The 24,977-nt window shown below is 59.9% G+C and carries 22 protein-coding genes and 1 riboswitch; of the genes, 4 read left to right on the top strand and 18 right to left on the bottom strand.

Translation table 11 applies throughout. The annotated features are described in order from the left end of the window. Positions 1-111 precede the first annotated feature (111 nt). The 4 genes from PG899_RS06420 to PG899_RS06405 form a co-directional block, all read right to left on the bottom strand. Positions 112-1,455, bottom strand: coding sequence for a sigma-54-dependent transcriptional regulator (locus PG899_RS06420; RefSeq protein ID WP_252410807.1), 1,344 nt, complete (start codon positions 1,453-1,455; stop codon positions 112-114). Between the two features lie 61 nt (positions 1,456-1,516). Further along, complete coding sequence (locus PG899_RS06415) at positions 1,517-2,551, bottom strand: sensor histidine kinase (RefSeq protein WP_270697284.1); 1,035 nt, start codon at positions 2,549-2,551, stop codon at positions 1,517-1,519. A gap of 106 nt (positions 2,552-2,657) precedes the next feature. After that, positions 2,658-4,079, bottom strand: coding sequence for a sigma-54 dependent transcriptional regulator (locus PG899_RS06410; RefSeq protein ID WP_017409846.1), 1,422 nt, complete (start codon positions 4,077-4,079; stop codon positions 2,658-2,660). Between the two features lie 278 nt (positions 4,080-4,357). Next, entirely contained in the window at positions 4,358-5,227 is an 870-nt protein-coding gene (locus tag PG899_RS06405) for a DUF2726 domain-containing protein (protein ID WP_041217315.1), read from the bottom strand. A gap of 211 nt (positions 5,228-5,438) precedes the next feature. Here PG899_RS06405 and PG899_RS06400 point away from each other — a divergent pair, with 211 nt between their 5' ends. The 3 genes from PG899_RS06400 to ppx all read left to right on the top strand — a co-directional run bounded on the left by PG899_RS06400 (position 5,439) and on the right by ppx (position 9,576). After that, on the top strand, positions 5,439-5,951 hold the full coding sequence (locus PG899_RS06400) for a glycine cleavage system protein R (protein WP_016351315.1): 513 nt from the start codon (positions 5,439-5,441) through the stop codon (positions 5,949-5,951). Positions 5,952-6,026: 75 nt separating this feature from the next. Continuing rightward, positions 6,027-8,096 (top strand): polyphosphate kinase 1, encoded by a 2,070-nt coding sequence (gene ppk1, locus PG899_RS06395; RefSeq protein WP_016351316.1) that lies wholly within the window; start codon positions 6,027-6,029, stop codon positions 8,094-8,096. Next, positions 8,086-9,576 carry an exopolyphosphatase gene (gene ppx / locus PG899_RS06390; protein WP_029299818.1) on the top strand — a complete coding sequence of 497 codons (1,491 nt, stop codon included), beginning with the start codon at positions 8,086-8,088 and terminating at the stop codon, positions 9,574-9,576. The genes ppk1 and ppx overlap by 11 nt, the downstream gene beginning before the upstream one ends. 77 nt (positions 9,577-9,653) lie before the next feature. Here the strand turns inward: ppx and mgtE are convergent, their stop codons facing one another. From mgtE to PG899_RS06320, 14 genes are all read right to left on the bottom strand, one after another. After that, the gene (gene mgtE / locus PG899_RS06385) at positions 9,654-10,997 is read right to left on the bottom strand and encodes a magnesium transporter (protein WP_077095378.1); all 1,344 of its coding nucleotides are present in this window, start codon (positions 10,995-10,997) and stop codon (positions 9,654-9,656) included. Positions 10,998-11,117: 120 nt separating this feature from the next. Then, positions 11,118-11,287: riboswitch (M-box (ykoK) riboswitch) on the bottom strand. 214 nt (positions 11,288-11,501) lie between these two features. Continuing rightward, a complete protein-coding gene (flgL, locus tag PG899_RS06380) occupies positions 11,502-12,710 on the bottom strand; it encodes a flagellar hook-associated protein FlgL (protein WP_011706634.1) in 1,209 nt (402 codons plus the stop codon). Between the two features lie 4 nt (positions 12,711-12,714). Next, positions 12,715-14,718 (bottom strand): FlgK family flagellar hook-associated protein, encoded by a 2,004-nt coding sequence (locus PG899_RS06375; protein WP_077095377.1) that lies wholly within the window; start codon positions 14,716-14,718, stop codon positions 12,715-12,717. A gap of 3 nt (positions 14,719-14,721) precedes the next feature. After that, positions 14,722-15,813 carry a flagellar assembly peptidoglycan hydrolase FlgJ gene (gene flgJ, locus PG899_RS06370; RefSeq protein WP_179101309.1) on the bottom strand — a complete coding sequence of 364 codons (1,092 nt, stop codon included), beginning with the start codon at positions 15,811-15,813 and terminating at the stop codon, positions 14,722-14,724. 44 nt (positions 15,814-15,857) lie between these two features. Next, on the bottom strand, positions 15,858-16,955 hold the full coding sequence (locus PG899_RS06365; RefSeq protein WP_041217320.1) for a flagellar basal body P-ring protein FlgI: 1,098 nt from the start codon (positions 16,953-16,955) through the stop codon (positions 15,858-15,860). A gap of 8 nt (positions 16,956-16,963) precedes the next feature. Continuing rightward, positions 16,964-17,635 (bottom strand): flagellar basal body L-ring protein FlgH, encoded by a 672-nt coding sequence (flgH, locus tag PG899_RS06360; protein ID WP_011706638.1) that lies wholly within the window; start codon positions 17,633-17,635, stop codon positions 16,964-16,966. Positions 17,636-17,649: 14 nt separating this feature from the next. Further along, on the bottom strand, positions 17,650-18,438 hold the full coding sequence (flgG, locus tag PG899_RS06355) for a flagellar basal-body rod protein FlgG (RefSeq protein ID WP_011706639.1): 789 nt from the start codon (positions 18,436-18,438) through the stop codon (positions 17,650-17,652). 14 nt (positions 18,439-18,452) lie between these two features. Further along, positions 18,453-19,199 carry a flagellar basal-body rod protein FlgF gene (gene flgF, locus PG899_RS06350; RefSeq protein WP_011706640.1) on the bottom strand — a complete coding sequence of 249 codons (747 nt, stop codon included), beginning with the start codon at positions 19,197-19,199 and terminating at the stop codon, positions 18,453-18,455. Between the two features lie 135 nt (positions 19,200-19,334). Then, complete coding sequence (gene flgE, locus PG899_RS06345) at positions 19,335-20,669, bottom strand: flagellar hook protein FlgE (protein ID WP_077095376.1); 1,335 nt, start codon at positions 20,667-20,669, stop codon at positions 19,335-19,337. Between the two features lie 10 nt (positions 20,670-20,679). Next, positions 20,680-21,408, bottom strand: a complete 729-nt coding sequence (locus tag PG899_RS06340; RefSeq protein WP_011706642.1) for a flagellar hook assembly protein FlgD — start codon at positions 21,406-21,408, stop codon at positions 20,680-20,682. A 15-nt stretch (positions 21,409-21,423) separates the two neighbouring features. After that, a complete protein-coding gene (gene flgC / locus PG899_RS06335; RefSeq protein WP_011706643.1) occupies positions 21,424-21,843 on the bottom strand; it encodes a flagellar basal body rod protein FlgC in 420 nt (139 codons plus the stop codon). Beyond that, on the bottom strand, positions 21,843-22,241 hold the full coding sequence (gene flgB / locus PG899_RS06330; RefSeq protein ID WP_011706644.1) for a flagellar basal body rod protein FlgB: 399 nt from the start codon (positions 22,239-22,241) through the stop codon (positions 21,843-21,845). Before flgB ends, flgC begins: the two co-directional genes overlap by 1 nt. 63 nt (positions 22,242-22,304) lie before the next feature. Further along, positions 22,305-23,129 carry a CheR family methyltransferase gene (locus PG899_RS06325; RefSeq protein WP_011706645.1) on the bottom strand — a complete coding sequence of 275 codons (825 nt, stop codon included), beginning with the start codon at positions 23,127-23,129 and terminating at the stop codon, positions 22,305-22,307. An 18-nt stretch (positions 23,130-23,147) separates the two neighbouring features. Then, on the bottom strand, positions 23,148-24,059 hold the full coding sequence (locus PG899_RS06320; protein WP_011706646.1) for a chemotaxis protein CheV: 912 nt from the start codon (positions 24,057-24,059) through the stop codon (positions 23,148-23,150). Between the two features lie 222 nt (positions 24,060-24,281). Between PG899_RS06320 and flgA the strand changes: the two genes are divergently transcribed. Further along, a complete protein-coding gene (gene flgA / locus PG899_RS06315) occupies positions 24,282-24,887 on the top strand; it encodes a flagellar basal body P-ring formation chaperone FlgA (RefSeq protein WP_017410414.1) in 606 nt (201 codons plus the stop codon). Positions 24,888-24,977 lie beyond the last annotated feature (90 nt).

Genomic DNA, 24,977 nt, shown 5'->3' with positions numbered 1-24,977 from the left:
CCCTGTGCGGCGATGCAGACAGGAATCGGGCTCATAACGCCGAGGCCCCATGATAATCGAGGCCGGCCGCCAAGACCATGATGCCTCCCGCACTGTAGGCCTGGAATGGCTTCAGACCGGCAGGTCGATCCCCGCCTCGCGCATCTGGGCCAGCTTGTAGCGCAGGGTGCGCGGGCTGATGCCGAGCCGGTCGGCCACCGCCTTGCGGCTGCCGTTGCAATCCTGCAGGGTGTCGAGAATGATCTGGTGCTCCTGCTGCTTGAGCTCGCTGCCCAGGTGTTCGCTGCCGCTGCTGCGCTCACTGCCGACAAGGCGGATCTCTTCTTCCTCCACCTCTTCCAGGATCAGGTGCTCGCAGCCGATGAGGCCATCCGGGCTCAGAATGAGGGCACGCTGCACCACGTTGTCGAGTTCGCGCACGTTGCCGGGCCAGGGGTGAGCCAGCAGCCGCTCGCGCGCGGGTTCTGTGAGCTGCGGCGTCGGCAGTCCCTGCTGACCGGCATGCAGTGCCAGCAGGTGCTCCGCCAGCGGTAGTATGTCACCGGGACGCTCCCACAGCGCCGTCCAGCGCAGCGGGAAGACATTGAGCCGGTAGTAGAGATCCTCGCGAAACAGACCGTCCTGCACCGCTTTTTTCAGATCCCGGTTGCTGGTGGCGATGACCCGCACGTCGAGCGGGATCATCTTGCGACTGCCGAGCCGCTCCACCTCTTTCTCCTGCAACACCCGCAGCAGCTTGGCCTGCAGCCCCAGATCCATCTCGGTGATCTCGTCGAGCAGCAGGGTGCCACCCTGCGCCTGCTCGAACTTACCGGGGCAGCCCTGTACCGCGCCGGTAAAGGCCCCCTTCTCGTAGCCGAACAGAGTCGCCTCCAGCATGTTCTCCGGAATGGCGGCGCAGTTGATGGCGACGAACGTCTGCTCGGCGCGGTTGGAGTTGTCGTGAATGTAGCGGGCCAGCACCTCTTTGCCCGTCCCGCTCGGACCGGTCACCATCACGGTGGCCTCGCTTCTGGCCACCCGGGTCGCCAACTGGAACAGCTCGGCGGTCTTGGGATCGCCGTAGACCACGGCCCGCTTCTCCACCTTCTGGGCCGGCACATAGCGGCTGACCTGGTTGAGCAGCACCTCGGGCGAGAAGGGCTTGGCCAGGTAATCGATGGCGCCTTCGCGCATGGCGCGCACCGCACCGTCGATGTTGGCGTAGGCGGTCATCAACAGCACCGGCACCTGGGGATATTGCTGACGAATGTTGGCCAGCAGGGTCAGGCCATCCATGCCCCCCATCTGGATATCCGAGATCACCATGTCGAAACTCTGGCGCGACAGGGCCAGCAAAGCGCGCTCGCCACTGTCCACCTCGCGGCACTCATAGCCGCCGAGCAACAGGGTATCCACCAGCGCTTCGCGCAAGCCATTGTCATCTTCCACTACCAGGATCCGGGCCTGAGTCATGCTACACCTCCCACCACAGCCAACCTGGCCGCTGCAATATTCATTTCCACGAGCCTGACGCTCATGCTACACCCCCCAGCGGCACCGCTTGCTGGTGCAGGGGGAACGACAGGGTAAAACAGGTCCCCTCGCCGGGTACCGAGGCCACACTGACCTCGCCCTGATGGGCACGGACCACGGATTGCACCACCGCCAGCCCAAGGCCGGTGCCCTGGGAGCGGGTGGTGAAGAAGGGTTCGAAAATCTGGCTGAGCAGGTGAGCGGGCATCCCCTTGCCGTTGTCGAGAATGCGCAGCTCCACCCGGGCGCCGCTGCGTACCGCGCTCACCAGAAGCGACGTGGCGCCGGCCTGCTGGGCATTGGCGATGAGGTTGTTGACCGCCCCCGCCAGCGCGCTGCTGTTGGCCAGCAGATAGAGATCGGGCTCCGGCGCCTCCATGTGCAGCTCACAGCCCTGCTGGCTGCAAAATGCCTCGGCACCGGCCTGCACCTCGGCCAGCAGCCCCTGCACCGACGTCGGGGTCACCACCTGGTTGTCGCCGTTGCGGGCAAACAGCAGGATGTCGCTGATCTGTTTCTCGAGATCCTGCAGGCGCGCCATCAGCTTTTGCTGGAACTGGCTGCGGGATTCCGGTTTGAGGGTGCGGTTGGCCAGGTTGGCGGCATAGAGCATGGCGGCGGAGAGCGGGGTACGGATCTGGTGGGCCAGCGAGGCGGCCATGTTGCCAAGGGCGGACAACCGCTTCATGTGGTTGATGCGATCTTGCAGCTGACGGGTTTCGGTCAGATCGTTGATGAACACCAGCTGGCCCGGCTGATCCGGCAGCGGCTGGGTCGACAGCTGGACCCGGCGCCCATCGCGCAGAGAAATTTCGTGGCCGTCATCCTCGCGGGGCTGGAAACAGCGGTCGATGATCTGGCGCCAGGCCTGACCTTCCAGCGGCTCCCCCAGCAGCGCCTTGGCGGCCGGGTTGGCGCGGGTGATCCGGCCCTCGCCGTCGAGCAGCAAGACACCGGTGGGCAGCGCCGTGAAGATGGCGTAAAGCTGGCTCACCTCGTGAGACTGGAGCGGGGTATCCTGCGGCTGGGCTGTCATAAAGCTGACCTCAAACTGGCGACTGAGTCAGCTTATTCAATTTCCATGCCACTAAAATTTACATATAAAATCAAAGCCTTGAAGCTAGGCGTCAAGGCTTTGACCCTTATGCTTCCTTGCTCATCCCGTATTTTTTCATCTTCTCCACCAGAGTGGTACGGCGCATGCCGAGCAGGTCGGCGGCGCGGGCCACCACCCCGTCCTGGGACTCCAGCGCCTGGCGGATCAGTTCCACCTCCAGGTCGGCCAGCATCTCCTTGAGGTTGACCCCCTCCTCCGGCAGTTGCATGGCGCGGGCGTGGCTGGCGGGCAGATCCAGCTCGGGCGGATCCTGGAACACCGCGGCCAGCGCATCGCGCTCGTCCATCTCGGTCAGCCGCTCGTCCCGCGGCTCGCACGGCAACAACCGATAGCGGCTCGGCAAGTCAGCCACGTCGACGATCTGCTGCGGGTAGAGGATGAGCAGCCGCTCCAGCAGGTTGGAGAGCTCGCGCACGTTGCCGGGCCAGGGATACTGCATCAGGGATTCCATGGCGCGCTGGGTCAGGCGGATCATCCCCTGATGCAGCTCGGCATGGCGGTTGAGCAGCTCCTGCAGCAGCAGCGGGATGTCATCGGCCCGATCCCGCAGCGGCGGGGTCTCGATGGGGAAGACGTTGAGGCGATAGTAGAGATCTTCGCGAAAACCCTGGGTACGGATCATGGCTTCCAGATCCCGGTGGGTGGCCGCGATGATGCGCACATCCGCCTGGATGGGCTTGCCGCCGCCAACCCGATCAAACAACCGCTCCTGCAGCACCCGCAGCAGTTTGACCTGCATCGGCAGCGGCATGTCGCCGATCTCGTCGAGAAACAGGGTGCCCCCCTGTGCCAGCTCGAAGCGGCCGCGCCGGGCCGCGATGGCACCGGTGAAGGCCCCCTTCTCGTGGCCGAACAGTTCGCTTTCCAGCAGTTCAGCCGGAATGGCGCCGCAGTTGATGGGCACGAAGGGGCCCTGGCTTCGGCCGGACAGTTCATGGATCGCGCGGGCCACCACCTCCTTGCCGGTACCCGATTCACCGAGGATCAGCACGTTGGCATCGGTCTCGGCCACCTGGCTGATAAGCCGACGCACCTCCTGGATCCCTTTGCCCTTGCCCACCAGCAGGCGCAACAGCGCCTGCCCCTTGTCGTGGGTCTGCTGACGGGGATGGAGGGAGACGAAGGCCTGGCAAAAGTGCAGATGGCGGGTCAGGGATTCGTAGGTGAAGGGTGCCTCGGCCACTCCGATGAAGTTGCTGTTGGGGAAGTCGGCCTCCACCAGCGACAGGAAAGGCACCCGGGGGAATCCGGTCAGCAGCTCGCCCAGCGGGCGGCCGTTGAGGGAACCGGTCAGCACCCCCTGCAGCGGGCCGGATGACTCGATGGCCACATCCAGATCGCCCTCGGCAACGTCCTGCCAGGGGATCCCCATGAACGAGAGAACTGTCCCCAACTGTTGGCGCCGCTGCGCATCGGCGTCAACAATCAACACTCCCATTGCCATCATATCCATCCCTCTATTCTCGACGTAACTTATTGTTTTATTGTGCTTATGTGGTCAAACCACGCACTTTATGCAGGATGCACAAAGTGCCAAAATTCCGACGCATTGTCAAAATTTGTCGCATTTCACCTAAGTTTATCGACCCAACGGCGCAACAAGATAAATTTTGTCGCCTCTTTTTTTGGGTACGGTGGGCAGACAGCGGGCAAACAAGAGAGGCAGGAACACGAGCAGGTGCACCTGTTTGCGGCCGGCAGCAGGCCGCAAACAGATGGTGAGGATCAATGGCAGGCGTGAGTATGGGGTGCGGCGTAACGGCACTCGGGGAAGCGGCTGCAGGCTAGGAACAGCCGGCCGGCATGGGGGCCCTTCTTGGCTTCCCGCTCCACCAGCGGCGCATCACAGCGCGGGCAGTGCGGCACCTGATGGGGATACTCGTCCTCATCCTCCTCCACCTCGGCAAACAGATTCTCCACCAGCTCGGCGTCGGCCGCCGGCAGCGGTGCACTGCGCGGCGATACGATCGCCTTGATGGGGGCCACGGCCGGGGCACGACCGCCATGACGAGGCTCTTCCACCTCGACCCGATCCAGTTGCAGGGGACTGAAGGTGGGCTCGCGGCGATCCCCTGGCAGCAGATCCTCATCCGGGGCTCGGCGGGGGCCGCTTAGCAGCGGCAGGATCTGTTCGCGCAGCTCTTCGACCTGATAATGGCTGCTTGCCGGGATCTGCAGCAGCGGCAGACCGGCGCTGTCAAAGGCGGCCTTGAGGAAACTGTCGCGCACCTTGCGCTTCTGGTGGCGATGGGAGCTGTCATCGAGCTCGATGGCGCAGATGAAGGAGAGATCGGAGGGGTGGCAGAGCAGATAGTCCACGTGCTTGGCGCTGATCTTGTTGAACGCCTGCTGCCACTTGCTCTTGCCCATGCCCGCCTCCGGCGTCAGCACATCGGCCACCCGCACCTTGGCAAAGACCCGGGCCTGGTCGCCGACCGCCAGATCCAGTACGCCGAGGAAGGCGCGCTCGGCGGGGCTGAACAGAGTCTCCTGCAGATCATAGGGCAGCGCCTTGCCCTTCTTGCCCCTGCTCCAGAAGATCGCCAGCAGCAGCAACACCAACAACACCAATCCCGATACGACAAGGCTATTCATACGCGCACATCCCGTTCACAAGAGCTATCCGGTTCACAATACAAAACAGGGGCATCACTCTACCACGGCGCAGCGGGCGCAGGCAGTGCAGAAATGGCGCCAACCCCCTCCCGGCGGTGCTTTTTCGCCATATTTGCGGTGGGCGGGGCTTCATATGGCCTGTGACAGCAGGCACAATGCTACCGAGTACCCATTTTCCAAGGAGAGCAGGATGCAAAAGCAATTGGTCGTGACCGTGATAGGCGCTGACAAGCCCGGTATCGTTGAGAGTCTGGCGGACGTCATCACCCACCAGCAGGGCAACTGGCTGGCCAGCTCCATGAGCGAGCTGGCGGGACAATTTGCCGGCATCCTGCACGTCAGCGTGCCTGATGAGCACTACCGCAGCCTGTGCGAGGCGCTGGTGATGCTGCCCGGCCTCACCGTCAGCTTCGCCGAAGGCCAGCTCAGCCAGGAGCCGGAACGGCAGGTGATGGTCAGCGTCACCGGCAACGACCGGGCCGGCATCGTCCACGAGGTGGCCAGCATCCTGCGTCAGCTCAACATCAACGTGGCCGACCTCACCACCGGCTGCGAACCGGCGCCCCACTCCGGCGCCCCGCTCTTCTACGCCCACGCCCTGGTGGCGCTGCCGCCCCGACTCGAACTGGGGGATCTCATCAGCGCGCTGGAGTCGTTGTCGGACGATCTGGTGGTCGACATCGATCAGGCCATCATCGACTGAGCGGATGGTCATCAATCTGTCATATTTTCACGCCATAACTGCCGCGCAGACGCGACCTGACCACAGAGGCATCACATGAGCACCGACAAGCAGTATGAAGAGAAGGAGCTGAGTTGGCTCTCATTCAATGAACGGGTGTTGCAAGAGGCAATGGACAAGACGGTCCCGCTCATCGAGCGGGTCCGCTTCCTCGGGATCTTCTCCTCCAACCAGGACGAGTTCTTTAAAGTACGGGTATCGGACGTCAAGCGCCGCATCCTGATCAACGAGGTGCACGGCGGCGACGACGAGGCCAAGGTGCTGCTGCGCGCCATCCAGCAGAAGGTAATGGCACTCGGCGAGGCGTTCGACAACACCTACAAGGAGCTGTTGATAGCGCTGGCCCGCCACAACATCTTCCTGGTCAACGAGTACCAGCTCTCCGAGTCCATCCAGCAGTGGCTGCGGGTCTTCTTCAAGGAGAAGGTGCTGCGCCACATCATCCCGATCCTGCTCAACAAAGAGGTCAACCCGGTCAAGTTCCTGAAAGACGAGTACACCTATCTGGCCATCGAGATGAAGAAGAATGGTCAGGTGATCCAGTACGCGCTGGTGGAGGTACCGACCGACGATCTGCCCCGCTTCTTCCAGCTGCCGCCGGAGGGCACCCGCCGCAAGAAGCAGATCATCATCCTCGACAACGTCATCCGCTTCTGTCTCGACGAGATCTTCAAGGGCTTCTTCGACTACGACGAGATAGCCGCCTACGCGGTCAAGCTGACTCGGGATGCCGAATACGATCTCTCCGACCAGCTGGATCTGAGCCTGGTGGACAAGATGAGTGACGGCTTGAAGCAGCGCCTCACCGCCATGCCGGTGCGCTTCGTCTACGAGCGGGAGATGCCGGCGGCGATGATAAGCTTCTTGAAGCTCAAGCTGCAGATCAGCTCCTACGACGCCATCATGCCGGGCGGCCGTTATCACAATTTCAAGGATTTCATCGGCTTCCCCAACGTGGGCCGGGATTATCTGGAAAACCCCAAGCTGCCGGCGCTGGATTGCCGCGACTTTGACGGCTTCGTCAACGCCTTCGACGCCATCACCAAGCAGGACATACTGCTCTACTACCCGTACCACAAGTTTCACCACTTCACCGAGCTGGTGCGTCAGGCGGCGTTCGATCCGGCGGTCAGCGCCATTCGCATCAATATCTACCGGGTGGCCAAGAAGTCGCGCATCATCCACTCCCTGATCGACGCCGCCAACAACGGCAAGAAGGTGACCGTGGTGGTGGAGCTGCGCGCCCGCTTCGACGAAGCGGCCAACATCGACTGGGCCAACATCCTGACCGATGCCGGCGTCAAGGTGGTGTTCGGGGTGCCAAGCCTCAAAATCCACTCCAAGCTCTGCCTCATCACCCGCCACGAGCAGGGTGAGGCAGTGCGCTACGCCCACATCGGCACCGGCAACTTCAACGAGAAGACGGCGAAGATCTATACCGACTTCTCCCTGCTGACCCGCCACCCGGACATCACCGCCGAGGTGGAGGGGGTGTTCGAGTACATCGAATACCCTTATCGGCGCTACAAGTTCAACCACCTGCTGGTCTCCCCCATCAACAGCCGCCGCCAGCTCTACCGGCTCATCGACAACGAACTGGCCAACGCCAAGGCGGGCCAGCCGAGCGGCATCACCCTCAAGATCAACAACCTGGTGGACAGAGACCTCATCAACCGGCTCTATGCCGCCGGTCAGGCCGGGGTGCCCATCCAGATGATCATCCGCGGCATGTGTGCCCTGCGTCCGGGCGTACCGGGCCTCAGTGACAACATCAGGGTGATCAGCATCATCGACCGCTTCCTCGAGCACCCGCGGGTGATGGTGTTCCACAACAAGGGCAATCCCCAGCTCTATATCTCCAGCGCCGACTGGATGAGCCGCAACATCGACGGCCGCATCGAGGTGGGCACCCCCATCTATGACGAGCGGCTCAAGCAGCGCATCCTCGACATTCTCGAGCTACAACTGAGTGACACCTGCAAGGCGCGGGTCATCGATGCCGACCAGAAGAACGAATACGTGAAGCGGGGCAACCGCCGCAAGATCCGTTCCCAGGTCGCGATTTACGACTACCTCAAACGCATAGAGTCAAACAATGGACAATAGCCTGTACGCCGCCGTCGATCTGGGCTCGAACAGCTTTCACATGGTCATCGCCCGCCTCACCGAAGGACGGCTGCAGATCGTCGATCGGATAAAAGAGCGGGTGCGGCTGGCAGAGGGAATGGACGGCCAGCGCCGCATGTCTGCCGAAGCCATGACCCGGGGCCTCGACTGCCTCGCCCTGTTTGCCGAGCGGCTGACCAACATCAAGCCGGATCAGATCCGCATCGCCGGCACCTATACCCTGCGCCGAGCCAGCAACGCACGTGAGTTCGTGAGCGAGGCGGCCAAGGTGCTCAACCACCCCATCGAGATCATCAGCGGCCAGGAAGAGGCGCGCCTCATCTATCAGGGGGTCGCCCATACCCAGCACATAGAAGGCCAGGTACTGGTGGTGGACATCGGCGGCGGCAGCACCGAGCTCATCATCGGCGAGGGCTTCGATCACAAGGCGCTCACCAGCCGCAAGATGGGCTGCGTCAGCTTCACCCAGAGCTTCTTTGCCAACGGCAAGCTGAGCGAAAAAGCCTTCAACAATGCCGTGCTGGAGGCCCAGCACCAGCTCGCCCCCATCATCAACCAGTACCGCAAGCTGGGCTGGCAGAGCTGCCTCGGCAGCTCGGGCTCGATCCGCACCGTGCGCGATGTGTTGCAGGGAGAAGAGTGGACCGATGGCGCCATCACCCTGGCCGGGCTGGAACGGCTCAAGCAGGAGATGATCCGGCACAAGCGGGTCGGCGATCTCAAGCTGGCCGGCCTCACCGAAGAACGTCAGGAGGTGTTTGCCGCCGCGGTGGCCATCCTGCTCGGGCTCTTCACCTCCCTGCCCATCGAGCGGATGGACTATTCCGATGGCGCCCTGCGTGAGGGGTTACTGTACGAGTTCGAGGAGCGCTTGCAGCACCACGACATTCGCGAGCGCACCGCCCTGGCGCTCTCCACCCACTATCGCATCGACAAGCGTCAGGCTGGCCGGGTCGAACAGAGCGTGCTGACCCTGTTTGATCTGCTCAGCGGCCCCTGGGAGATGCCGGAGGAGCCCTATCGCGCCATCCTCGGCTGGGCGGCGCGACTGCACGAGATCGGCCTTGCCATCAACTACAGTGGCATTCACCGTCACTCCGCCTATATCCTGCAGCACACCGACCTGCCCGGCTTCAACCAGGACGATCAGGCCCTGCTGGCCGCGCTGGTACGCTTTCACCGCAAGGGGCTCAAGCTCTCCGAGCTGCCCTCCCTGCCCAACCACGACGAACAGACGGTGCTGCGCTGCATCCGCATTCTGCGCCTCGCGGTTGCCGCCCACCACAGGCGCCAGGACAACCTGCTGCCCGATTGGCATGTGCAGGCCGCCGGCGATCAGCTGGTGGTCACCCTGCCACTGGACTGGTGCGACGAGAACAAGTTGCTGATGCAGAATCTGGAGAAGGAGCACCGCTACTGTCAGGAGCAGGGCTGGCCACTGCTGTTCCAGCTCGGCTGACGCCGACGCAGCGCGACAAAGCGGCGAAACAAAAAAGGCAGCCCATGGGCTGCCTTTTACATTTTCGGGATGGCGGCTTACTGCAGCTGGGGCAGCAGCAACTTGGCGATTTCGAAGTAGATGATAAGACCGGTACCATCCACCAGAGTAGCGATGAAGGGGGCGGATACCACGGCCGGGTCGATGCGGAAGCGACGCAGCACCATGGGGATCACAGAAGCAACAGTGGCGCTCCACAGCACGATGGCGATGATGGTCAGGGTGACGACCATGCCGATCTGGGGACCAACCCCCAGGCTCCAGGCCCGTACCCAGGCGGCCAGCGCGATGGCGGCCGAGATGAGCAGACCGGTGGAGATCTCCTTTTTCAGCACGGTGCCGAGGTTGCGCAGACTCACCTCCCCGACCGCCATGGCTCGCACTATGGTGGTGGTGATCTGGGTACCACTGTTGCCGCCGGTGCCAATCAGGAGCGGAATGAAGAAGGCCAGCGCGATGGCCGCTTCCAGCTGCTCCTCAAACGCCCGCAACACGGTACCGGTATAGGCTTCGGCCACGAACAGGATCAGCAGCCAGCCCACCCGCTTGCGCCACAGTTGCCAGGGGGTCGCCTGCAGATAGGGAGTGTCGAGCGGTGAGGAACCACCCTGCATCTCCGCATCCTCGGTGGATTCGAGCTCCAGGATGTCGGCAGCATCGTCCACATGGAAGATCCCCACCAGCTTGCCCTGATCCTCGACCGGCAGGGTCGAGATGTCGCGGTCGATCAGCAGGCGGGCGGCCAGTTCCTGATCCGCTCGGGCGTTGATGCGCACCGTCTCCCGGTCCATCAACTCGCTCACCGGCAGTTGCGGGTCGGCAATCAGCAGGGATTTGAGCGAGATGCTGCCAAGCAGGCGGTGGTCGTTGTTGACCACATAGAGGTTCTGGAACAGCTGGGCGTTGTCCCAGGCATCGTGGATCAGCTGCTTGGCACTGCCCACCGTCTCCTGATCACCGATGGCCAGGAATTCGTGACGCATGTTGGCGCCCACCGATTCGGTCGGCCAGTCGAGCAGGGAGTAGAAGGTGGACTGCACCTGCTCCGGGAAGCGGGCAAGCAGCATGGTGCGATCACTGCTGCCCAACCGGCGCAGAATGGCCAGCATGTCGCGACGGGGCATGGCCCCCTGCAACACGCTGACGATGCTGGCATGCAGCCGCATCAGCAGACGCCCGGCACAGTCAGCAGACAGCGAACTGAGCAGCGCCGCACCCTCGGCAGTGGGCAGGGTATCGAAGATGCAGTTGAGCTCTTCCGGACGCAGGGTCAGCAGCTGATCGGCACGCTGAACCGGATCCAGGTTGTGCTCCAGCCAGCCCTGCAGGGCAGCCAGATCGAGCAGTTGGTGACGATTGAGTAGAGTCTGTGTTTTCTTCATCACAAATGACCTCATGTGATTTCAGGCAAGCCTGAGCGCGAACGGTGATCCGTCGCCGTCTGAAAGAAAACAGCAATTTGATTGACGAGTAATAGGCAGGAAATGACGCCGTCCGGCGTGTCATCATCCCCACGTACCAGCTTTAGCACTGCATAACGTATCCGGCATGCCGGAAGCCACTTGGGTTTACACCTTAATCCGATGAAAACTGTCCTGATCTTGGGCGTCTCTGGACGTCGTGAGATCAGTGGCCTGTGTTTATACAGGAGCCTCGCCTAACGAGATGCTGCAAATATGCGCACAACCCTCTGTTGTGCGGGCTGCATGATTATCGAATGCTCAATAGGAGTCAACCCGTCGCAATGCGCTAAATAGCCTGTGGCAACAGCTTGTTACAATTGGCCGACATGGGGAGTTGAATGAGGATAAACGAGCGGGAAAAACAGGGGCCAAGCGGGTAACCATCACTCGCAGCCACCAGAGCCGCGAGCGATGGGCAACCGGTCAACGAATGTAGTCGAACAGGGTCAGCTTGCTGATCTTGCTGAAGGAGAGCTGGGTGGCGCTCAGCGCCGCATCCTCTTTTGACAGGGTGGCAATCACCTCATAGAGATCCGCTTCGGAAACCTTGGCCCTCGCTTGCTGGTTCAAGGTGCTCAGCCCTTCGTTCGAGCCCATCACCTGCTCCAGCCCATTCATTCTGCCGCCAATCTCCCCCAGCCCCTGATCCACGTTCAGCCGGGCATTCTTCATGTGGGCAGTAGCATCTGCCACCTTCAGCTGGAAGGTATCCGGTGTGATGTTGGGATCCCGCAGCGCCGTGATGAAATCGGACATGCCATCGAGGATGTTGTTGTTCTGGGGCGGATCCAGCACGAAGTTTTGTGCCGCTCCCCCCGCCGGCAGTGACAGAGTCAGCTCCAGTCCGTTGAAGGGGATCTTGTTGCCCGCCACATAGTCGCCGCTTTGCAGCAAGGCACCGCCGCCATCCCTGATCTCGTAGGTATCCGGCGTGCCAGCGATGGTGTTCACCGTATACTGGTTGCTGGCGAGCGAAGGGTCGTAGTTGTTGCGGTAGAAGCTGTCAAAGTGGCCCTGATCGGCCACCCCGACCTGAATATTGGCGCTCCCCGCGCTGCTGGTTCTGCGGGTTGGCACTATCTCGAACAGGTTGAAGCCGGAATCGTTGGCGGCAATCTGCACCGTCGGCGACACCTGAATGTTGCGCTGGCCGGTATCCCCCTGAAAGACATAATTGCCGCTGGCATCCTGAATGAAGGGCTGGGTCTTGCTCTGGTTACCGCCGAAAATGTATTCGCCCTGGGAGTTCTTGCTGTTCATCAGGTCGAACATCTGCTTTTGCAGCCCCTCCAGCTCGCTGGCAATCGCCTGACGATCCTCGTACCCCACCGCCGAGTCGTTCGCCTTCTGGATCAGGGTCTGGGCACTGGTCATGGCGGTGTTGAGGGCGGTCAGCACCGTCTCCTCATGGCCCAGGCTGTTTTCCAGCAGGCTGCCGTTGACCCCGTACTGCTTGAAGAGATCGATCTCCTTGGTCAGCGCCAGCTTCTGGCTCATGCCGGAGGGATCTTCCCCCGCCGTCTTGAACTTGTTGCCGGTCATCAGCTGCTCATACGCCGTGCTCAACCGCTCGTTGGCGCCATTCAGCGAGGAGATATTGCGGTCATAGACCATGTTGGTGGTAATACGCATCGATTTACCTCACTGATGACAACAGGGTATCGAAGATGGTCTTGGCGGTGCTGACGATCTGGGCGGAAGCGGCATAGGACTGCTGATAACGGATCAGGTTGGCCGCCTCTTCCTCCAGACTGACGCCGGAGACACTCTCGAAAATCCCCCTGCTCTGGGTCAATTTCGTTTCATCTGCCTTGAGCTGGCTCTTGGCCTGGCTGGCGGTGTTGCCCACCCCGGTCACCAGGCTGGAGTAAGCCTCGTTGAAGGTCATCTTGTCGTTGCTGGTGCCGGCGTTGCTGCTCTTGCGCACCAGATCCTTGTTCTGCAGATCCGCCAGTGCCAACCCGTTGGCGTTGTCGGCAAAGCCGTCGGTGTTGTAGCTGAGAGTAAAGCTGTCCTTGGCCTCCACCTTGCCGGTGATACTGAACTCGTAACCAGGCATCTGTTTAGGATCACTGTAAACAGGCGTACCCACCGGGAAGGGGTTGATAATAGAGCCCATCAGGTTCTGCCCCTTGCTGGAAGCAGGAGCCACCCCAATCAACGTGGTACCGTCCGCCGCATAGACCTGGTAGTTGCCGCTGCCGTCTATCTTCACCACCTGGGGTGAGGCCGGATTCAGGCTGTTGGTGCCAAAACCGGAGCCGGTACCGGTATTGGTGATGCCGTTGAGCTTGATCTCGCCCGAACCGAAGTTGTTCTTGCCTTTGTCGGCCTTGAGCGGCGATGCCAGCGCCAGATCTTCGGCCCGAGTTGCCAGCTGACCCAAGCCGGCTGCCGCCCGCTTGGTCGGTTGCAGCAGGATCTTATCCCCCGCCGCCGGGGTGCCGGAGAGATCGATCTGGATGCCGTGACCGGCCACCTGTACCGTGGCGGGCGGCGTGGTACCTGTGGTCAGCGAAGTGCGGTTGCCATCCTTGTCCACCGAGAACACCTCGTAGCCGGTGGCGCTGCTGAACTGCACTTCGTAATCAAAGGTGGTCACTTCCGTGCCCTTGCCGGGCACGAAGCTCACCTTGGCGGCGCCACTGCCGGTATTCTGGCTGTAGGCCAGACCATCACTCGAGCCAAGAGAGAAGAGATCTCCCCCCAGTTCGTTGTCCAGATCCATCCCCAGCCGGTTCTGCTGGTTCATGGCATCGGCCATGGCGGCGGCCAATTGACCCAGCTCACGCTTGGACGGTTCCAGATCGTTGCGGGCGGAGAAGAGACCGCCGAGACCGCCACCAATGTCCTTGTTGTTCAGGGTGATCTTGTTGGGGTCCATGTTCAGCTGCAACTCAGGCTCACGGGCATCGGGATTGCCCGGCACCACGCTGAGCTGGGCAACGCTGCCATTGAGTACCAAGGAGTGGCCGGTGCTCATGTTGACCAGCATGCTGCCGTTGTCCTGCGGCACGGTGCGGATCTCCATCTTCTCGGAGAGCTGGCGAATGGCCTCGTCGCGCTGGTCGAACAGCATCAGGTTCTCTTCCGGCGTGCCCTGGGTACGAATGATGGCCTGGTTCAGATCGTTGATACTGTTGATCAGGCTGTTCACCCGCTTGGCCTCATCGCCGATGGTGGTGTTGATGGTGTCGGTCTGCTTGTCCAGCTGGGCCGACAGGGTGTGAAAGCGGTTTACCATGCCACTGAGTTGGCTCAGGGTAGTCTTGCGGCCGGAGATATCGGCGGGGGCTTCGTTGGCGGTATGGAAGCCCTCGAAATAGGAGCTGATGGCGGCGCCGACGCTGTTGCTGGTGTCTCCCAGCAGGCTGTCGGTGTTGGCGAGCTGCTGATAACGGGTGGACGAGGCATAGAAGGCGGACGTGTCACGCCTGACCTCCCCCTGGGCATAGGCGTTGATGACCCGTTCGGTCAGCATGTCGCCGGTGCCGAGTCCGTTGGCATTGGTATAGATCAGGGTCCGTTCACGCACATAGCCCTGGCTATTGACGTTGACGATGTTGTTACTGGTGGTCTGCAGCAGTCGCTGCTGGGCCATCACACCCGAGGTACCAATTCCAAGCAGATCGCTTGCCATGACTTACAGCTCCATTTCTGTATTGTTGGTCGCGGAGTAGCCAGCAATGGCATCACTGCGCAATACCTGTTTCAGTTTCCTGGCGTAGTGCGGGTCGGTGGCATATCCAGCCTGTTGCAAGGCTTCGAAATAACGGTCCGGACTGTCCACCTTGGCCAGAGCCCCCTTGTAGCGGGAACCCGAAGTCAGGAAATCGACATAGTCGTTGAAGCTCTCCTCGAACGACTCGTAGGAGCGAAACGCCGCCTTCTGGCGCGATGCCACTCCTTTCTCATATTCCAGGGTGCTGACCACCGTCTTGGGTCCTTCCCAGCGCGGATCGGCCTTGATGCCAAACAAGTTGTGGGTCACCTGCCCCTCCCCGTTCTTGATCACCCGCTTGCCCCAGCCGCTCTCCAGTGCAGCCTGGGCCACCAGCACTGCCGGGCTCAATCCCAGCTTGTCGGCCGCCTTCTTGGCCAGCGGCATCAGCCGGTTGACAAACTCTTCAGGGGTGTCAAACACCTGGGTCGTTTCATCGAACGCCTTGGCGCTGCGAATGCCATGTCCCACTTGCGCAGGTCCCATCGGCGGTATGGTGCGGCGACTGCGATGAGCCATTGCCAAAGGCTGCACATCGCCACTCATCTCCTTGTCAGCAAAATCTTTGCCAACTTTTGAGGCGGAGATGAGATCGTTGGCGGCCGAGGTGGGGGGTTGATAGGGTTTATAGACCCGCTCCGTACGCTGCGGCATCTTGAGCACCCGCCCGTCGTGATGGGTAAAGGTCTCCGGCGAGAGCTGCTTGGCTACCATGGCAGCCAGGCCGATGCCACCCTTGCTCGACATGTCGGCAACCCGCTGCTCGTCCAGCATCCCCTCGTAGAACTGGGTGTAGCTGCTGTTGAAGGGGCTGTCCTGGGTCAATACCTGGTTGGCCTGGCGCATGCTTTGAAACAGGGTCTGGGTAAAAATGGACTCAAACTGGCGAGAAGCCGCCATGAGTGCATCCGCCTTGCCCTCCTTGCTCTGGCTCAGCTGACGCAGGCGATCCAGGTTCTGGATATCCTGCACCATGCCCAGATTCACGCCGCTGTTGGTATCTAACTCTGCCATTTTGCTTACCTCATTGCCGCCCGTGGCAACCCCTTGCCGCTTTATTACAGTATGACCAGCTGGCCTTCGATGGCGCCGGCCTGTTGCAGCGCCTCCAGGATCGCCATCAGATCGCCGGGCGCCACCCCGACCTGATTCACCGCCCGCACCAGATCATCCAGGGTGGCCCCGGTATCCAGCTTGAACATGCGTCCCTGCTCCTGCTGCACGTTGATGGTGGAGTTGTTGGTAACCGCCGTCTGCCCGCCGGAGAGCGGGTTGGGCTGGGACACCTGCTGATTTTCCGCGATGGTGACCGTCAAGCCGCCATGGCTGATGGCCGCCGGCTTGAGCCGCACCTGGCTGCCGATGACGATGGTGCCGGTACGGGAGTTGACGATGATCTTGGCTGCCTCGCTGGCCGGATCCACCTCCAGGTTCTCGATGGTGGCGAGATAGGAGACACGCTGGCCCGGGTCCCGCGGCGCGTAAACCTTGACCGAGGTGGCATCGAGCGCCTGCGCCGTGTTGGGACCGACCAGATCGTTGACCACGTCCGCCAGTCGGCGCGCCGTGGTGAAGTCGGGGCGGTTCAGGTTGAAGGTGATGGTATCCCCCTGGCTGAAGGAGTTCGGGACTTCCCGCTCCACGGTAGCCCCGTTGGCGATGCGGCCCACAGTCGGCGTATTGACCACCACCTTGGAGCCGTCGGCCCCCTCGGCCCCCAGCCCGCCAACGACTAGGCTGCCCTGCGCCACCGCATAGACCCGGCCATCCAGCCCCTTGAGGAAGCTTTGCAGCAGGGTGCCGCCGCGCAGGCTCTTGGCCTCGCCGATGGCCGACACGGTGACGTCTATGGTCTGGCCCGGCTTGGCAAACGGCGGCAGATCTGCATGAATGGCCACCGGCGCCACGTCCTTGATCTTGGGCTTGATGTTGTCCGGCACCTTGATGCCGAAATTGTTCAGCATGGTGCGAAAGGTCTGCTCGGTGAAGGCGTTGCTCTTCTCACCCGTGCCCGGCAGACCGACCACCAGACCGTAGCCGATCAGCTGGTTGCTACGTACCCCTTCCACCGAGCTGATGTCCTTGATCCGGGAGGCATGGGCCATCCCCAGGGGCAACAGGCAGCAGAACAGGGCAACAAGACGGAGCGACTTCATAACACCTCCTAGAGCGGCCACCAGGGGCCATTGAAAAAGCTGGTGAGCCACCCCTGTTCCTGAGTATTGGCCAGATCACCGGTGCCACCGTAATGGATGCGCGCATTGGCCACCTTCTGGGATGAGACGCTGTTGTCAGTGGTCACATCCTCGGGGCGGATCATGCCGGTGATCCGGATATATTCGTTGCCGTTGTTGAGCATGATCCACTTCTCGCCGCGCACCAGCAAGTTGCCGTTGGGCAGGACCTTGGCCACGCTGACGGAGATGTTGCCCTGCAGGCTGTTGCTCTGATCCGCCTTGGCCTGCCCCTTGAAGGCACCGTTCTGGCTGAGGGAAGCCGACAGGTCGTAGGGACCGGCCGTCACCGGCACACCGCCCAACACAGCCGGATTCATGGTGAATTTATTATCCTTGCCGCTCTGGGTATTGGCCTTCTTGGAGGCGGAAGTGGACTCGGCCAGCTCGATGGTGATGATGTCGCCCACCTTGTGCGCCTTGATGTCCGAATAGATGCCGTTGACCTGATCGGGCTGGAAGATGGCACCGGTCGGTCTGACCGAGACCGGCTCCGACTCCCCGTAGACGGGGGCAAACTCGGGATCATCGGGCTTGGCGGTATTGGGTGTGCTGCTGCAGCCCCCCAACGCCAGCAGCCCCAGCATCCATATGGCTTTCATGGTGCGCCTCCTACTTATGTGCGCTGGATCAGGAAGGACATCATGCCATCCACCGCCGAGAGAACTTTGGAGTTCATCTCGTACACCCGCTGGGCCTGGATCAGGTTCACCAGCTCTTCGGTCACGTTGACGTTGGAGGTCTCCAGCATGCCCTGCTTGATCACCCCCAGTCCGTCCGTCCCGGCAACACCCTGCACCGGCGCACCGCTGGACTGGGTCTCGACAAACATGTTTTCGCCCATGGGCTGCAGGCCCGAGGCGTTGACGAAATCAGTGGTATTGATCTGGCCCACAACCTGAGAGGCGCCATCCCCTTTGAGCTGCACCGACACCTGGCCATCCTCGCCAATCGTCACGCTCTGGGCGTTCTCCGGGATCTGGATCTCCGGCTGCAACGGATAACCGTTGCCCGGCGTGACGATGGTCCCTTCGCTGTTGAGGGTGAACTGGCCGTTACGCGTATAAGCCGCGCTGCCATCGGGCAGCTGGATCTCGAAGTAGCCGCGGCCGCTTATCATCAGGTCCAGCGAGTTGTCCGTGGTTTGCACGTTGCCCTGGCTGTGGTTCTTCTGGGTGGCCACTACCTTGGCACCCGCCCCCAGCATCAGGCCGGAAGGGCGCTCAGTATCGGCCGATGAACGACCACCGGGCTGGTTGATGTTTTGATAGAGCAAGTCCTCGAAGATGGCCCGGGATTTTTTGTAACCCACGGTGCTGGCGTTCGCCAGGTTGTTCGAGGTAACCGAGATGTTGGTCTGCTGTGCATCCAAGCCGGTCTTGCTGATCCAGAGTGCAGGGTTCATGTAAAACTCCTTGGTTAGCTGATACGCAGCAGCTGGGTTTGAGCCTCGTCATTCTCTTCCGCGGTCTTCATTATTTTGACCTGGGTTTCAAACTGACGTTGCAACCGAATAAGGTTGGTCATTTCATCGACCACGTTGACGTTGCTCCCCTCGAGGGAGCCGGCAATAAGGCCGACAGTGGCCGATGCCGCTTCATTCTGGCCATCCTTGCGACGGAACAGGCCGTCCTGCCCCTTCTCCACCGCATCCACCGCCGGATTGACCAGCTTGATGCGCTGGAAATTCTCCGGCAGGTTGGCGGCAGCCCCTTCCGGACGGCCACTGATGGTGCCGTCCCGGTTGATTTCAATTTTCTCCATCGGCAGCGGCAGCACGATGGGCTGACCGCCGTCGTCCACCACGTTCAACCCGGTGGAGGTTTGCAGGTTGCCGGTCGCGCTCAGCTGCAGATTGCCCATGCGGGTATAGGCTTCACCGCCCTTGGGATCCTGCACCGCAATCCAGCCCTGGCCGTCAACGGCAACGTCAAGATCCCGACCCGTGGTCATCAGCATGCCATGCTGCAGATTCTGGCCTGGCCGCTCCGCCATGGCGAACACCCGGGTGGGCAGCCCCTCGCCAAACGCCTGCATGCTGCGCGCCTGCTCGAAGTCGGACTTGAAGCCGGTAGTATTGGCGTTGGCCAGGTTGTTGCTTCGAACAGCCAGGCTGTTCATGCTCTCCTTGGCGCCCGACATGGCGATGTATAGCAGGTGATCCATGGGATCCTCCGTCAAACTGATGACTCTGACAGAGGAACTGCAATTTGAATGCCAATCCCCATTACCTCGGGTCGCCAAGGCGGCAAATACCCATGAAAAAGGGCGCCGAAGCGCCCTTTGTTAATAAGAGGATGATTAGCGGATCTGCAGTATGGTCTGCTGCAAGGAGCTGTTCACTTCCAGCGAACGGGAGTTGGCCTGGAAGTTGCGCTGCGCGGTGATGAGGTTGACCAGCTGGGAGGTCAAATCCACGTTGGATTGCTCCAGCGCAGAGGACTTGATGCTACCCAAGGTACCCGAGTTGGGGGTACCGGGCAACGCATCACCAGACAGCAGAGACTGGCGCCAGGAGGTATCACCGACCTGGGTCAATCCTTGCGAGTTGGCGAATTTGGCAAGTGCCACCATAGCAACCTTCAACGTCGTCGCATTGCTGTAGGTCGCCGACACAATGCCGTCCGGCGTAATCTCAACCTTGGTCAGATTGCCAACGGTGGCACCATCCTGAGTCAGTTTGGTAACGTTGAAAGGTGAGCTGTATTGAGTCACATCACCGAGACGGATCTCCAATGTCTGGGTGGGATCTGCACCGTTATTGATGATACCGGCCGCCGTGCCAAGGGCGACGGTTTTGATCGGGTCAGCTGGAACAGTCAGCGTGGGATCCAATTTACCGCCGGAGGTAAACGTCATCTTCACGCCTGTGGGGATACCTGCGGCCGGGCTGGGTGAACCACCAGCGATATCGATGGGCTTGTTCCCTTCATACATGTACATGCTCCAGGTACCCGGTGTCAGCGGCGTTCCCGGGGCAGCCGGATCCTCATGGCGGACAAAATATTTGGTGATCACATGGGGAGCACCAAGCGAATCATAAATTGTCACCGAGGTTGAGTGGGCAAAGGTGGCCGAGTTGGTTGGATCAAACGAAGCCGGTGACGTTGGTTTGGTTTTCGACTCGATACTCAGGTTGAAACTGGCTTCCACCAGCTCGGTCATTTTGGGCTCACCCGCCCGATCCGGTATTTGAATCGGTTTGGTGGCGTTGATGCTGACCGCCTTGGGCGTCCCATCCGTGTTGATTTCATAACCTTGCAGATAGTTGCCCTGATTGTTGACCATGTAGCTGTTTTCATTCAGCTTGAAGGCGCCGGCCCGGGTAAAGGTACGATCCAGGTTGGTCAGACCGTCCGACGTCACGAAAAAGCCGTTGCCCTGAATGGACAAATCAAGGGCGTTGTTGGTGAACTGCAGCGCCCCCTGGTGAAACTGTTGTGCCACCGCCCCCGTTGCCACACCATTGCCGACCTGGGTCTTGGCATTGACGAAGATGGAGTTAGCGTAGACGTCTGCAAACTCGGCACGAGACTCTTTAAAGCCCGTGGTATTGACGTTGGCAATGTTGTTGGCGGTAACGTTCAGATCTTTTTGTGCCGCGTTGACACCGCTCAAGGCATTGTTAAATGACATATCCAGCTCCTTAGATCGATGCTGTTGGCGTGGGGGTTGATGGTGTTTTCACCGTACCTGCAATCTGCAAGATACTGTTCAGGCTTGTTGTACCGAGGCCTTTCAAATTGAGCTGAGTCGGATTGCTTGCCGTACCCAGGATCACGCTGTCGACCTTGCCATAGGCAAAGATCGGGACACTCTCCGACTTCCCGTCCACGGTGCCGTTTGCCTTGAGGGTGTATTTGCCCTCTTTGGCCGGGTTGCCGTCCTTGTCCTTGCCATCCCATACGATTTCGACGTTGCCCTTCTGGTCACCTTCCAGCGGAAACTCCTTGATGACCTGTCCGCTTTCGTCTTCGATGGTGATCTTGACGTTCGAATACTTGTTTTCTGTGCCCACGGCGACCACGCCGGGCAAAGAGCCGTCTTTTTCCAGGTAACCCACATTGCTCTGCAGCAAGACGTTTTGTCCCACCAGCGCCGAGGCTTGCAGCGCCTGGCTGGAGGTCATCAAGCTATTGAGGCTGCCAATCTGGTTGGAGAGGCTGCTGATCCCCTGTGACGTCGACATGGAGGTCATCTGGGAAAGCATCTGGGCGTTGTCCACCGGCTTGAACGGATCCTGATAGGAGAGCTGCATGGTCAGCAGCTTCAGGAACGACTCCTGATCAAGCTCCTTCTTGGGCGTCGATGTCGTGCCCGTGGTCTGGGTGGTCGTGCGGCCGATGCCGTTCACGCCACTGGTTGTATCTGCCATCTATGCGTCCCCCTGTCAGGACTTGCCGAGGTTGAGCGTCTGCTGCAGCATCTTCTTGGCAGAGTCTGCAACCTGCACATTGGTTTGATAGCTGCGCGAAGCGTTGATCATGTCCGCCATCTCTTCCACCATGTTGACGTTGGGCTTGAAGATGAAGCCGTCTTTATCCGCCATGGGGTGGTTGGGGTTGTACTCCTTGAGCAAGGGGGCCTCGCTCTCGACAATCCCCTTTACTTCAACCCCGGCCGACGCCTGCTTGTCCGACATGGCCTGATCCAGCTGGGCGGCAAAAATTGGCCGCCTGGCATGGTAAGTTTTTTCCACGCTGGAGCTGACGCTGTCGGCGTTGGCCATGTTGCTGGCTACCGTGTTGAGGCGAACAGACTGTGCACTCATGGCCGAGCCTGCAATGTCAAAGACCTTGAACAAACTCATCACTGTTCTCCTTTCAAGGCCTTCAGCAGGCCGCTGATCTTGCTGTTCATAAATTCAAGGGAGGTCTGGTATTCAAGGCTGTTACGCAAAAACTCGCTGCGCTCCTGCTGCACGTCGACCGTGTTGCCATCACCGGTATCGGGCTGCAGGGGATTGCGATATTGCGTAACGCCTGGGGCATCCATCTGCAGGGCGAAATGTTTCTCACTGGTCGTGGCAAGGCCAAAGCCCTGTTGTTGCTGGGCCTCTTCCAATGCTTGCGAGAAGTTGATATCCCGAGCCTTGAAGCCCGGCGTGTCCGCGTTGGCAATGTTGCTGGACAACACCTCTGCACGCTTGGAGCGAACGCTCAGCGTGTATTGATGAATACCAAATGCCTTGTCGAATGAAATTGCCATAGCACACCTCCTGCTTGAGAAATTATTAGCAAGAGGTGTGCCAAAGAGGGATTTAAGCGGGGATCATTTAACCTTGTAGACGATGCCGGGGTTGCACCGGATCATCTCGAACCTGTCGGTCAACCCGGCCAGCGACTCGGAAGCCCCCAGCATCAGATAGCCGCCGGGATTGAGGCTGGCAGCAAACTGGTTGAGGATCTTGGACTTCACTTCCGGTGCAAAATAGATGAGCACGTTACGACAAAAGATGATGTCGAACTTGCCAAGCAGGCTGTAGCTCTCCAGCAGGTTCAATGGCCGGAAGGTGGTCAATTTTCTGACACGCTCCACCACTCGCATCTTGTTGTCACCATAAGGTTCGAAGAACAGCTTCTTGCGTTCGGGTGACAGACCGCGAGCCAGCGCCAGACTGTCGTACACCCCTTCTTTGCACTGATTGAGCATGGTGCTGGAAATATCAGTCCCGACGATCTGCACCCCACCTGGCAAGGTGCCTGGTTTTTTTACCTGCTGTTCCAGGGCAGTCATGGCAATGGAATACGGCTCCTGCCCAGAAGAGGAGGCCGCAGACCAGATCTTGATCGGTCGGCCACTCTTGCCGAGCTCGGGAAATATCTTGTCCGTCAGCAGCTGGAAGGGGTAGGTATCGCGAAACCACAGGGTTTCGTTGGTAGTCATGGCATCAACCACTGCCATTTTCAAGTCACGCTCACGCACACTCATCGCTCGAGTAACCAGATCAGACAGACTCTCAATACCAAACTGAGTCATCAAGGGTGAAAGCCGACTCTTGACCAGATACTGTTTGTTGTCACCCAGCACGATTCCGCTCTGTACCGCCAGAAAATTGCTGAATTGTTTGTATAAGTCGTCCGAAAGTGTCTTCATGCAGTTTGTTCTTCTTGATTAGAGTGCGCCTTGTACGGCCTTGGCCAATTCATCCGGCTGGAATTTGGCAATGAAATTGTTCGCACCAACTTTCTGCACCATGGCCTGATTGAACACCCCACTGAGGGATGTGTGCAGAATAACATGTAAGTCCTTGAGATTGGGATTGTTGCGGATCTCGGCGGTAAAAGTATAACCATCCATTTCCGGCATCTCGATGTCCGAAATCACCAAGGCGATCTGATCCTTGATGGGACCGTTTTTGGACATCTCCAGCAACATGTTGAGCGCTTCACGCCCATCCTTGGCCAATACGCACTGCACGCCAATGGCTTCGAGCGCACGCTGTACCTGCTTGCGAGCCACGGAAGAGTCATCAGCCACCAGCACCGGGCGTCCCAGGGTCGGATGTTCCACGCTGGCTTCCACCAGCTCTTTGCTGACCTCGGTCGATACCGGCGAGATTTCGTTGAGAATGCGTTCCACGTCCAGGATCTCGACCAACTCACCGTCGACCTCGGTCACTGCCGTCATATAGTTGATGCGCCCCGCCCCTTTCGGTGGCGGCAGGATGGATTCCCAGTTCATGTTGATGATGCGCTCGACCGAGTGCACCAGGAAGCCCTGAATGGAGCGGTTGTATTCGGAGATGATGATGAAGCATTTGGTCAGATCTTCGATCGGGCGCTTGCCCATCGCCATGCTGAGATCGATCACCGAGATGGTTTGGCCGCGAATATGGGCCACCCCGCGAATGCAGGAGTTCAGCTTGGGCATGACAGTCAAGGGAGGACACTGCAACACTTCACGTACCTTGAATACGTTGATGCCAAATCTTTGACGTCCATTGAGACGAAACAACAATAACTCCAGCCGGTTTTGCCCAACTAGCTGGGTACGTTGGTTGACCGAGTCCAGGATACTGGCCATAAACACTCCCTAAAAACGCTTGGCATTAATCATGCATGCGTGTTGGCTTGCGTCAGACTATCGATGTCACTGCGAACGAATTCTGAAGCAAGCATAGTTAAATATGGTGATATACGTGAACAACTTATCGGCCAGCGAGCGAAAATGATTAGTAGACTTTTCCTCACCTTACTGCTGTTTTGCAGCATTTCTCACGCCACGGCATCCGAGGTGACCAGTTACTTGCAAGAAAAGGCGCAGGATTTTGTGCTCGGCCAGCTCGATGTCCCGCTCGATGCCCAGGTACAGGTGCAGGCAGCCTCCATCGATGAGCGCCTGCCTTTGAGTCGCTGCGACGAACATCTTGCCATCACGCTGCCCGCCAAGATGGAGATCCGCCGCAATACCACCGTCTACCTCAAATGTGAGGAAGAGAAGCCCTGGGATCTCTACCTGCCGGTGCGGGTCAGCATACAGAAGCCTTATGTGACCGTCTCCACCCCGGTGGCCAAGGGCGATATCCTCAGCGAAAGCGTGCTGACGCAGGCCTATCAGGATCAGACGCTGATCCGCGGCGACTATCTCAGCGATACCACGGCGCTCATTGGCGTGCGTAGCAAGCGCGAACTCAAGCCAGGCCAGCCTATCCGGCTCAGTCAGGTCTGCGTGGTCTGCAAGGGCGATCAGGTGACCCTCAGCGCAGAAAATAGCAGCATGCAAATCAAAACCATGGCCCGAGCCTTGCAAGATGGCAGCTTCGGAGACATGATCAGGCTCGTCAATATCCGCTCAGGCAAAACGGTGCAGGGTAAAGTCAACGCTGTTGGCTCCGTGGTGGTCACCTTCTGAGTGTTTTTCAGATCACTTTTTTTCTAAAGTTATGGCGATGACCACCGATAAACAGGTAAGCGAACAGCAAAGCAGACGAAGGTAAACACT

It is taken from the genome of Aeromonas sp. QDB39, assembly GCF_027707585.1.
GTDB classification, from domain to species: Bacteria; Pseudomonadota; Gammaproteobacteria; order Enterobacterales; family Aeromonadaceae; genus Aeromonas; species Aeromonas hydrophila.
This window is presented reverse-complemented; position numbering and strand designations above follow the sequence as displayed.